Below are 11,212 nucleotides of genomic sequence, written 5' to 3'. Positions count from 1 at the left end.
GGTTGATTGTTATCCATAATTGGCATTATATTCGGTGGTTGATTGTTATCCATAATTGGCATTATATTCGGTGGTTGATTGTTATCCATAATTGGCATTATATTCGGCATTTGAATATTTGGCGGTATGACTTGTGGAATAACTACATTTTCTTTCGATACATTTGGCGATACTATATTCCCTACGTTTTCTTTCTTCACTTGTGGTGACACTATATTTCCTACATTTTCTTTTTTCACTTGTGGTGACACTATATTCCCTACATTTTCTTTTTTCACTTGCGGTGACACTATATTTCCTACATTTTCTTTTTTCACTTGCGGCGACACTATATTTCCTACATTTTCTTTTTTCACTTGTGGTGACACTATATTCCCTACATTCTCTTTTTTCACTTGTGGTGACACTATATTCCCTACATTCTCTTTTTTCACTTGTGGTGACACTATATTCCCTACATTCTCTTTCTTCACTTGTGGTGACACTATATTCCCTACATTCTCTTTCTTCACTTGCGGCGATATTATATTATTTTTTTTCGTTTGCGGAGAAATGATATTGTTAGGTTTCATTTTACTAATTTGAGGAGCAATTAACTCGCTTCCTTTTTTTATTACATCTGAAATTTTATATTCTTTTTTCGGTTTTATTGGTGGTTGTGGCGGCTGCGGTAATACATTTACCGAAAACTTCGTGTTTTCTTTTTCCGCCGGTTTTTGTTTTTCTATCACAGGTGGTTTTTGAATAACAGACGGTTTTTCTTTTTGAATTGGCTGTTCTTTTTGCACCTCTTTTTGCGGTTTCACCTGTACTTCTTTTTGCGGCTTTACCTGCATCTCCTTCTGTGGTTTCACCTGTACTTCTTTTTGTGGCTTTACCTGCATCTCCTTCTGCGGTTTTACTTGCACCTCTTTTTGTGTTTGTTGCATAGCTGGCTGCTGTGTAATTGGTGCTGATTGATACGTAACTTCTTCTTCATCTTCTATTCCAAGCGGAGTTGGTGTTGCTGCAAATTCTTTTTGCTGCACTTCTTTTACGTATTGCTTCGGAGGTGCTGAACCTGCTCCAGCCTGTTGTTTCATATGAACACTCTTTGATGGCACTTTAATTTTCATACCTGGCATAATTAAATCTGGATTACTAAGTTGTGTATTTGTTTTTTTCAACGTATCAAAATCCACTCCGTACTTTTTCGCAATTTTCCAAAGGGTATCCCCTTTTTGCACGATATGAATTTTCAAATTTTCCCCCTCCTGTATAACTTATCTATAAGTAACAAATCTCATGAAGTAACTCTTTCTAAATAACATTAACTTCTTTTCACTTTTATCACTTCTTCGATTTTCAATATCATTCGAAGTGGAATAAGCATAAAGAACCACAATGATTTCTTCAAAACAATGTATGCCCATTTCGTTCTCGTTATGATTATATGTATGAAAAAAAGCAACGGGAATACCGTTGCTTTACACACGCTCTAACATACGATTTAATGCAAGAACTGCTTCTGCCGTTACTTGTTTGTCTACGCTAATAACGTTAATTTCTTCTCCTCTTTCTATCGTTTCAAGTGTCCATAATAAGTGAGGCAGATCAATTCGATTCATCGTTAAGCACGGACACATAAATGGATTAAGCGAAACAATTTCTTTATCTGGATGTTGCTGAATAATTCGATTCACTAAATTCATTTCTGTACCAATCGCCCATTGGCTACCAGATGGCGCTGATTCAATCATATCAATAATATATTTTGTTGAGCCTGCATAATCTGAAGCAGCTACAACTTCATAGCAACATTCTGGATGTACAATAATATTCATATCCGGATGATTTTTTCGTACACTCTCAATATTCTTCATTGTAAAATTTTGATGAACAGAACAATGTCCTTTCCATAAAATCACTTGAATTTCTTCTATATCCCCATCGTACTCTAATGAATCTGTGTGTGGGTCCCATACTGCCATTTTATCTAACGGGATACCTAAATCGTACGCTGTATTTCTCCCTAAATGTTGGTCTGGTAAAAAGACGAGACGTTCTTTTTGAGTAAACGCCCAAGATACCATTTGCTTTGCATTAGAAGAAGTTACTGTTGCTCCTCCGTTACGACCACAAAACGCTTTAATTGCAGCTGTAGAGTTCACATATGTTAACGGAATCATCGTATCTCCAAATAATTTCGTGAGCTCTTTCCATGCTCTTTCTGTTTGTTCAATATCTGCCATATCCGCCATCGAACAACCTGCACGCATATCTGGTAAGATGACAACTTGATCATCTGTAGTTAACATATCTGCTGTTTCCGCCATAAAGTGCACCCCGCAAAACACAATATATTTTGCATCTTTATTGCTCGCTGCAACTTGCGCAAGCTGAAGTGAATCCCCTGCTGCATCTGAAAATTGTACCACTTCATCTTTTTGATAATGATGCCCTGGAATGAATAACATTTTCCCCATTTTCTCTTTAATTTCACGAACACGCTTTTCCATATCTTCCGTTGACATTGTGTAATAACGCTCTGGTAACATCGTTTCAATTGGCTGTACTTTTTCTAAAATACTCATATACGTTTCTCCCCCTCTAAGCCACTTTCCTTACTCTTCAATATTGAAACTAATATCAAGTGCTTTCACTGAATGTGTTAACGCTCCAAGTGAAATATAATCTACCCCTGTTTTTCCGTATTTCGATAAATCTTCAATTGTGATGCCTCCTGAAGCTTCCGTAACGATGGCACTTGGTACAATCTTTGAAAACTCCCGGATTTCATCTGGCGTACGATTATCGAACATAATAATATCCGCACCAGCAGCGACAGCCTCTCTCACCTGTTCCTCAGTTTCTGTTTCCACTTCTACTTTCACCATATGTCCTAACTTTTCTTTCACTGATGTAATAGCTTTTGTAATAGAACCAGCAAAAGCAATATGATTGTCTTTAATCATGACACCATCATATAAACCAAAGCGATGATTAAATCCACCGCCGCACACGACTCCATACTTATCAAACATACGTAGTCCTGGCATCGTTTTTCGTGTATCACAAATACGAGTATAGCTACTATCTAAAGCAAGAACCGCTTTACGCGTCATCGTCGCTATTCCACTCATACGCTGAATAACGTTTAATATAACGCGCTCTGCTGTTAATAACGATGCGATTGGACCTTGCACTGTTGCAATAATTTCTCCTTTTTCTACAAGATCCCCATCTTTTTGATGAAGCTCTATTTCAATTCTCTCATCAATTAATTTAAATCCTGATTCAATTACTAAACATCCTGCAAAGACCCCTGTATCCTTCGCAAGAAACGTTCCTTTCGAAAGCAAGTTATCTGGAAAAATAAGCTGAGATGTTACATCTCTTTCTCCTATATCTTCTAAAAAAAATCGGTTTAATGCTTCTTTAACTTTTATCGTGTTCATAAAGCCCCTCTTCCCCTCATCACACAATTTGTAGTTTTCTCTTTACTCGAACAATCTCTTTCTTTCCTATATTTCTATCTGGATAATCACTCCGGTAATGCCCGCCAATACTTTCTTCTCTTTGCAAGGCTGACACAACTATAAGCTCACAAACAGTTAACATATTAATAAGCGTTATCTCTTCATTCGTAAGAACATCATGTTGTAATATCATATTTCGAACACCATACTTACTAAACCATCTCTTCGCATAAGATAAACTTTGCTCTGTTCGCACAATCCCAACATATTTCATCATGCATTTTTGTATTTCTTCTTTCGTCGGTAAATGATTCAGAACGATAAACTTTGCTTCCTTTTCGGCTAGCATGTTCACCTTTTCTTTTGTCTCTCTAGATAAAATGTGTCGTCCGATTCTTTTTCCAAACACAAGACCTTCTAATAATGAATTACTCGCTAATCTATTTGCACCATGAACCCCGTTACAAGCTACTTCACCGACTGCGTATAAGTTCGGAATAGACGTCTCTCCATCACAGTTCGTTTTCACGCCGCCCATGTGAAAATGAGTACCAGGCACGACTGGAATAAGTTTTTTATTTATATCGACTCCATTTGTTTTACATATCGATGACACGGTCGGAAAGCGTTGTTCAAAGTTTTGAATCATTTCGATGTTTAAGTACACTTTTTCACCCGCAAGTAGCTGTTCATGAATAGCCCGTGCGACTACATCACGAGGTGCTAGATCCTGTTCGGAATGTATATCCATCATAAAATGCTGCCCTTTTCCATTTATAAGGACAGCTCCTTCTCCGCGAACAGCTTCGGACACGAGGCCGGAACAACGCCCACCCGCGTATAACATCGTCGGATGAAATTGTATAAACTCTAAATCTACAAGCTCTCCGCCTACACGGTATACCATTGCAAGTCCATCGCCTGTAATCGTCTCATCATTAGAAGTAAAGGCGTATAAACCGCCAATACCGCCTGAAGCTAACACCGTACAATCTGCATTGTAACGTTTCAATTCTCCTTTATTGTTGCGAGTTAAAGCCCCAACACATTTATCTTTTTCTATAATAAAATCGAGCACCATTTCCTGTTCCACTACCGTAACGTATGGAGCTACTTCTTGAATAAGATGCTCTAATAAATTCTTTCCTGTTGCATCGCCACCTGCATGTAAAATACGACGTTTTCGATGCGCTCCTTCTTTTCCAAGATGAGGACCTGTTTCATCTCCATCAAATTTCATTCCTCTTTCAATAAGGTTATTAATTTCTTTCGGTCCCTCCTCGACTAAATAACGGACCACTTCTTCATTGTTATAATGACACCCTGCTACTAATGTATCTTCAAAATGATCATTAGGATTGTCATATGTAGCTACCGCTGCGGCAATTCCACCTTGAGCTAAATGTGTATTATTATTACGTTTCGTCTCCTTTGTGATAATAATCACATTCTTTTCGTGACAAATCTCTTTTGCAACACGAAGTGCCGCAACACCACTTCCAATAATTAAGACATCTGCACTTGGCATAATTGTTGCCTCCTACTTTACACTTTTCAACTGTCTTGACACCTATATTTACATAGTTTTAAAATAATGACAAGAGTTTTTTTATAATTCTTATTTTCACTACCATTTAAAAAGTAAAAGAACTGTAACTCTTACTAGAGAGAGGAACTTACATGATGATATATCTTGACTATGCAGCTACTACACCTATGAGCGAGGAGGCGTTACAAACATATATGAAAGCAGCGTCGCAATACTTCGGAAATGAACAAAGTTTACATGATATTGGAGGAACAGCTGCTTCTTTATTACAAGTTTGCCGAAAAACATTTGCGGAAATGATTGGAGGAAAAGAACAAGGAGTATTTTTCACAAGTGGCGGATCGGAATCAAACTATCTTGCGATCCAATCACTTCTAAATCCCCGAACTAAGAAGCATATTATTACGACACCTATGGAACATGCATCCATTCGAAGTTATTTTCAATCTCTAAAATCAAAAGGCTATACGATCACTGAAATTCCTGTTGATAAAAATGGACTCATTTGTTTAGTAGATTTAGAGGCAGCTATTACAGAAGATACTGTGCTAGCAAGTATACAGCATGGAAACTCTGAAATCGGAACCGTTCAAAACATTACAGAAATCGGGGCACTTTTAAAAAAATATAATGTTTTATTTCATACGGATTGTGTGCAAACGTTTGGTAAACTGCCTATCCATGTTTTTGAGATGGGGATTGATAGTCTTTCTGTTTCAGCACATAAAATATACGGACCAAAAGGTGTCGGCGCTTGCTACATAAATCCGCAATCTCGCTGGGAACAAGTATTTCCAGGAACTTCTCACGAAAAAGGATTTCGCCCAGGCACAGTAAATGTTCCCGGCATCGCATCTTTTTTAACAGCTGCTGAAAATATATTAAAAACTCAATGGGAAGAAAGTTTACGTTTTAAAGAGTTACGATCCTACTTTTTAGGGCAAATACAAACACTTCCGCTAGAAATTGAAGTAGAAGGTCATTCTACTTCTTGTTTACCACATATTGTTGGGGTTACAATAAAAGGAATAGAAGGTCAATATACTATGCTAGAATGTAATCGCCATGGTATCGCCATTTCCACCGGAAGTGCTTGCCAAGTCGGTAAACAAGAACCTTCGAAAACTATGCTTGCAATTGGAAAAACGTATGAAGAGGCAAAACAATATGTCCGCTTCTCTTTCGGACAACAAACAACGAAAGATCAAATTGATACTACTATTCATGCACTACACACAATTGGAAATCAATTTTATAGAGGTGTTAAATCATAATGAAACAAAATGACCAAAAAAAGATTTTAGGCGAAGAAAGACGACAGCTTATCCTTCAGTGGCTTCTCGCTGCAAATGAGCCGTTATCTGGGAATGAACTATCGAAGAAGACAAACGTAAGTAGACAAGTTATCGTGCAAGATATTTCCTTGCTTAAAGCACGAAACGAACCAATTATTGCGACTGCCCAAGGCTATTTATATTTAAAACCACAAGAGAAACAACAAGCTTTTGAACGCGTAATCGTATGCCAGCACAAACCAGCAGAAGTACGTCAAGAACTTACAATGCTTGTTGACCATGGCGTTACGATTAAAGATGTAAAAGTTGAGCATCCTGTATACGGTGACTTAACAGCATCCATCATGGTAAGCAATCGCTTTGATGTAGAGCAATATTTACAAAAAATCGAAAACACAAATGCTTCCTATCTTTCACAACTAACAGATGGTATTCACTTACATACAATTGAGGCAGATTCTAAAGAAAAGTTAGATGCTGCTTGTGAGGCGTTAGATAAAGCAGGATTTCTCGTTTATTAATGTAAGGCACAGAGTTTTTATCATTCTCTGTGCTTTTTTAATGCTATAATATTGTAATCAATCGTAAAGGAGATCAAATATGGGAATTGAACTCGTTCACTTTAGCATTGGCAAACCGAAACAAATGAAATATGGCGAAGATAAAGAAATGATAACAGGTATATGTAAAGACCCTACAGAAGAGGCCTTTCTCTCAAAAGACGGATTTCGTGGTGATGACGTAGCGGATTTAAAACATCACGGCGGTCCTGATCGTGCTGTTTGTGTGTACCCACACGAGCATTACGCACTATGGGAAGAGGAATTTCAAACTACGCTTCCAGCTTCCACATTTGGCGAAAACATTACCGTAACAAATATGTTAGAGCGTGATGTTTGCATCGGAGATACATATCAACTAGGTGAAACAATCATTCAAGTGACACAAGCAAGAGTACCTTGTAGCACAATTTCAAAACGTCTTGGCATCCCTGGCATACTGCCACGCATTGTAGCAACTGGATTTACAGGCTACCTATGTCGCGTTCTTCAAGAAGGTACTGTACGTAAAGATTCTAAAATTACATTACTAGAACGTCAACCGAGCAATGTTTCTGTCTTGTTCTCTAACGAAATTTATTTTCATAATAGAAAAGATAAAGATGGTATTGAAAAAATTCTTGCCGTTCCAGAACTAGCTGATATTTGGCGTGGTCAGTTAGAAGATCGTCTTGCGAAGTTAAAATAAAGAATCACACCAGGTAAAACAGGATTGAGTCCATCATACCAGATGGACTCTTTTTATTTTCTCTTCCTTCACGTCCAAACATATAAAAATATATTTCATATTATATATGGACAACCTTTAATTCTTATATGTGAAGGGAGTGATTAATTATGGCGGATTACTTCTTAAAAAATGGAAAAAAATATTATAAGAAAAATGATCGCCCATGTAATTCTTCAAATTCAGATTCAAATAACTGTTTTATACAGAACTATACTATTTTCGGTACGGGAAATACCCCTCAAGATCTTGATATAACAACTGGAATTCCTCGAACTGTATTTGAAAACTTCACTAAAAATCATAATAAGACACTTATTAAATTTAGTTTCAGTCCTGCATTTGCAACAACGATTAGATTAACAATCGCAAGATTAAACCATCGCTCTCCACTTACATTTACCTTAACACCAGGAGATATTAAAACATTTTTAGTAGAAGATGTTGAGAGTATTACTTTCTCAGATACTGTAGCTCCATCTACACTCAATCTATTAATACAACAAACGAATTGTATTTGCTGCAGTAATTCGAACAATGATGAATCCTATTATTATAATAGTTGTAATGATGCGTACTAAAAACCCGACAAAAGAGTTATCTATTCCTAACAGAAGCCGTCCTAAATATCTTTTAGGACGGCTTCTTTATTTTGCTAGCTTAATTAATCACTTACTTCAATAGAATCGATAGCTTACTCTGCCTCAAACCGAGAAACAGCTTTTCATTTCAAACAACTTTAACAACAGCTCCCCTCTACAACCAATAAGAAGAATAACTCCCCAGCACAGTAACAGAAAAACCGAGTGCTTCAAGTTCCATCGTTACGCCTGGCAATAATACGTCATCGTATGCTTTATCGACATCGATTAAGAAGAAGTAATTTCCAAGACCTGTTTTCATCGGACGCGATTCGATTTTTGATAAGTTTAATTTTCTCCATGCGAAAGCTGATAACACTTGATATAGGGCACCTGCATAATCTGCAGGTAACGTTATCATAAGCGTCGTTTTCTCTCCGCGATTCTCTCCGTTATTCGGGAGTACTGCTTTCTTTTTCTTATGGAGTACCAAGAAACGTGTGTGATTATTTTTATGCGTATGAATACTACGTCTCACAATTGTTAATCCGTATTTTTCTGCAGCCGCTTCATTTGCAATAGCGGCAATTTTCTCTTCAGGATGTTCTTTCACATATTGCGCAGCAGCACTTGTAGATGTCATATCTCGAACAGTTACTCCTTTTAATTCTTCATTTAAAAATTTATGGCACTGTGCAATGGCATGCGGATGAGAATGCACTGCATATACTTCATCCCACACTTCTACATACTGCGGATGTACAAGTAAATGCTGCTGAATTGGTACTGTAATTTCTCCTACAATGGAAAGCGGCTGCTCATGTACAAGGTAATCAACCGTTATATTCACTGAACCTTCTATTGCATTTTCTAACGGTACAACTGCGAAGTCTACATTTTCATTTGCAGCTGCATCTATACAATCTGGAATCGTTCGATATGGTACATGCTCTGCTTCCGGAAAAAAACGACTCACCGCCATATTTGTAAATGTTGCTTCTGGTCCTAAATATCCTACTCGAATCATCGTCTTTTCCCCTCTTTTTCGTTTTCTTACTGTTATACCATACTTTTTTATATTCTTCTATGTAAATTTCGAATATTTAAAAAAAGACTAGCGTTCGCTAGTCTAAATGTTTCTTATATTCTCTTTGAGCGAAGAAGAAATAAATGATACATGCTGCGATATAAAACAGAATGAACAAACCTACTTTTCTTAATGATCCATCCATAAAAAGCGTATTATGAAACGTATATAACGCAACTGCACTATGCATACTCCCTACTATAATTGGCGCAAAAAATAGCATACATAATTGCCAACGAGAAATTTTCCATACTTCTTCCTTCGTCATTCCAAGTTTAGAGAGTGCACCATACTGCTTTCGGTCCGATGCAATATTATGGAACCATTTAAAATAAACAATACTACATGAAGTAAGAAAGAATAATATACTAATAAATGAGCCTACAAATAGAGTAATATCGCCGCCTTCTTTCATATTTACATACAACTCCATATTGCTTCGAAATGCATTATTATTATCTTGTTTCATATGTTTCCGTAAATCTTCATTTAATTTCTTCGTCTTTTCGATATTTGGTAATGTGTAGCCTCTATATATCATTTTTTCAGAATCAGGAACCTGATTTGCTATACTATCAAAATCTTCATCATTCATAACGAAGAACAGACCATTAATGTACGAAGGGTGATGGTTAAATTGAACCCCTTCTTTCTGACCGTTAAATACGAATTGATATGGTTGATTCATTACTTGCAATTGAATCTCTTTTTGATTATATACATTCGAATTATTGTATTTATTATAATAAACGAGTGTCACTGTACCTTTTTTAGGACGATACGTTTTCTGTTTTTGTTTCCTTGCTTCTTGGTTATATTCACTTTCTTTTATAAGCGGTACTATTGTTGTTTCTCCTTTACTAGACTGAAAGGATGCATACACTCCAACAAAACTCATATATTGAAAATCGTTATACCCATATTGATGCAGTAATTTTTCAACCGCACCTTCCTCAAAGACTTCATGAGTAGAAATACCTTTTTCTATGTACGAAAACGAGTGTACCCCTCCAGTTCGCCACATATCTTGCATGCTAGAAAAATATAAGAACACCGTACCTGTTGCTGTAACTACAAACGTCGTTGCCATAGACATCAGAAAGAAAAAGCGACCATTTTCCTTCATTCGATGTGACAATTGATTCACTATAAACAAATAAGGATATGTATACATAATCTTTTTATTTCGCTTTATTATTTCTAACATTTGGGTAGCTCCATGTGTAAAAGAAAAGTACGTTCCAAAAAAGACAAGTATAGACACAGGGAAAAAGTATATCGCTATCGTAGCCATCGTCACTTGTAGCGCCAATGCATACCCGCCCACTAAACAAGCAAAACCGAATAAACAGAGCCACTTTGATGTTTTCTTCTCTTTTTTATCTGTTCGAAATTCTTTCAATAACCGAATGATTTTCATATTCCATATACGTAAAGCACTTATAAAAGATAACAAAATAAAAACGACCATATATGTAATAAATGTTACACCAATCGCCCTTACGTCAAATATGACAGGGAGTTCTTTCGGAAGCCCCAGTAACATACTAAATACCATAAAAAAGAGTTTTAAAAATATCATACCAAGCCCAATACCGAAAATATTCGCGAAGACCCCGATTAAAATTTGCTCGGTCATAATCACTCCTATTACGTTAGACTTCGTTGCTCCCATTAACATATATAACCCTAATTCTTTCTTACGTGCTTCTATGAAAATAGAAGTAGAGTACAAAATAAATATGACGAAAAAAGAAATGATTATAACATTACATATGATAAGTCCCCAGCGTACGTTTTGATACCACATCGTCTCTTGCATATATGGATGCACGATGACAGACATATATGCGTAAGAAGCAAATATTGCAAAACAACTACTTAAGAAAAACACTTTATAATTACGCCAATTTCCTTTTATATTTTGCAGCGCTAGTTGCCGAATGTTCATCTAT

General features: G+C 36.6%; 9 protein-coding genes and 1 pseudogene. 4 read left to right on the top strand and 6 right to left on the bottom strand.

Going from position 1 to position 11,212, the window contains the following annotated elements; genetic code table 11:
- From exsA to nadB, 4 genes and pseudogenes are all read right to left on the bottom strand, one after another.
- Positions 1 to 1,241: pseudogene (gene exsA / locus QO049_RS28485) on the bottom strand (spore coat assembly protein ExsA); the annotation flags it as partial.
- A gap of 225 nt (positions 1,242 to 1,466) precedes the next feature.
- Positions 1,467 to 2,573, bottom strand: a complete 1,107-nt coding sequence (gene nadA / locus QO049_RS28480; protein ID WP_098280942.1) for a quinolinate synthase NadA — start codon at positions 2,571 to 2,573, stop codon at positions 1,467 to 1,469.
- 30 nt (positions 2,574 to 2,603) lie between these two features.
- The gene (nadC, locus tag QO049_RS28475) at positions 2,604 to 3,437 is read right to left on the bottom strand and encodes a carboxylating nicotinate-nucleotide diphosphorylase (protein WP_284489714.1); all 834 of its coding nucleotides are present in this window, start codon (positions 3,435 to 3,437) and stop codon (positions 2,604 to 2,606) included.
- Positions 3,438 to 3,456: 19 nt separating this feature from the next.
- Complete coding sequence (gene nadB, locus QO049_RS28470) at positions 3,457 to 4,986, bottom strand: L-aspartate oxidase (RefSeq protein ID WP_284489713.1); 1,530 nt, start codon at positions 4,984 to 4,986, stop codon at positions 3,457 to 3,459.
- Positions 4,987 to 5,138: 152 nt separating this feature from the next.
- Here nadB and QO049_RS28465 point away from each other — a divergent pair, with 152 nt between their 5' ends.
- From QO049_RS28465 to QO049_RS28450, 4 genes are all read left to right on the top strand, one after another.
- Positions 5,139 to 6,281, top strand: coding sequence for an IscS subfamily cysteine desulfurase (locus QO049_RS28465; protein ID WP_016111795.1), 1,143 nt, complete (start codon positions 5,139 to 5,141; stop codon positions 6,279 to 6,281).
- On the top strand, positions 6,281 to 6,823 hold the full coding sequence (locus tag QO049_RS28460) for a transcription repressor NadR (RefSeq protein ID WP_000812240.1): 543 nt from the start codon (positions 6,281 to 6,283) through the stop codon (positions 6,821 to 6,823). Before QO049_RS28465 ends, QO049_RS28460 begins: the two co-directional genes overlap by 1 nt.
- A 79-nt stretch (positions 6,824 to 6,902) precedes the next feature.
- On the top strand, positions 6,903 to 7,550 hold the full coding sequence (locus tag QO049_RS28455) for an MOSC domain-containing protein (protein ID WP_000510668.1): 648 nt from the start codon (positions 6,903 to 6,905) through the stop codon (positions 7,548 to 7,550).
- Between the two features lie 149 nt (positions 7,551 to 7,699).
- Positions 7,700 to 8,170, top strand: a complete 471-nt coding sequence (locus QO049_RS28450) for a hypothetical protein (protein WP_000796370.1) — start codon at positions 7,700 to 7,702, stop codon at positions 8,168 to 8,170.
- 175 nt (positions 8,171 to 8,345) lie between these two features.
- Here QO049_RS28450 and pheA read toward each other — a convergent pair whose 3' ends face one another.
- Together pheA and QO049_RS28440 are read right to left on the bottom strand one after the other, a co-directional pair.
- Positions 8,346 to 9,197 carry a prephenate dehydratase gene (gene pheA, locus QO049_RS28445; protein ID WP_284489712.1) on the bottom strand — a complete coding sequence of 284 codons (852 nt, stop codon included), beginning with the start codon at positions 9,195 to 9,197 and terminating at the stop codon, positions 8,346 to 8,348.
- A gap of 97 nt (positions 9,198 to 9,294) precedes the next feature.
- Positions 9,295 to 11,208 (bottom strand): ABC transporter permease, encoded by a 1,914-nt coding sequence (locus QO049_RS28440; protein WP_284489711.1) that lies wholly within the window; start codon positions 11,206 to 11,208, stop codon positions 9,295 to 9,297.
- Between the last annotated feature and the right edge of the window lie 4 nt (positions 11,209 to 11,212).

The organism is Bacillus sp. RB3, from assembly GCF_030164735.1.
GTDB classification, from domain to species: domain Bacteria; phylum Bacillota; class Bacilli; order Bacillales; family Bacillaceae_G; genus Bacillus_A; species Bacillus_A cereus.
This window is presented reverse-complemented; position numbering and strand designations above follow the sequence as displayed.

Excerpts from the sequence above, each read along its gene's own strand:
- nadA (WP_098280942.1), bottom strand. The coding sequence starts at position 2,573 with ATGAGTATTTTAGAAAAAGTACAGCCAATTGAAACGATGTTACCAGAG.
- nadC (WP_284489714.1), bottom strand. The coding sequence starts at position 3,437 with ATGAACACGATAAAAGTTAAAGAAGCATTAAACCGATTTTTTTTAGAA.
- nadB (WP_284489713.1), bottom strand. The coding sequence starts at position 4,986 with ATGCCAAGTGCAGATGTCTTAATTATTGGAAGTGGTGTTGCGGCACTT.
- QO049_RS28465 (WP_016111795.1), top strand. The coding sequence starts at position 5,139 with ATGATGATATATCTTGACTATGCAGCTACTACACCTATGAGCGAGGAG.
- QO049_RS28460 (WP_000812240.1), top strand. The coding sequence starts at position 6,281 with ATGAAACAAAATGACCAAAAAAAGATTTTAGGCGAAGAAAGACGACAG.
- QO049_RS28455 (WP_000510668.1), top strand. The coding sequence starts at position 6,903 with ATGGGAATTGAACTCGTTCACTTTAGCATTGGCAAACCGAAACAAATG.
- QO049_RS28450 (WP_000796370.1), top strand. The coding sequence starts at position 7,700 with ATGGCGGATTACTTCTTAAAAAATGGAAAAAAATATTATAAGAAAAAT.
- pheA (WP_284489712.1), bottom strand. The coding sequence starts at position 9,197 with ATGATTCGAGTAGGATATTTAGGACCAGAAGCAACATTTACAAATATG.
- QO049_RS28440 (WP_284489711.1), bottom strand. The coding sequence starts at position 11,208 with ATGAACATTCGGCAACTAGCGCTGCAAAATATAAAAGGAAATTGGCGT.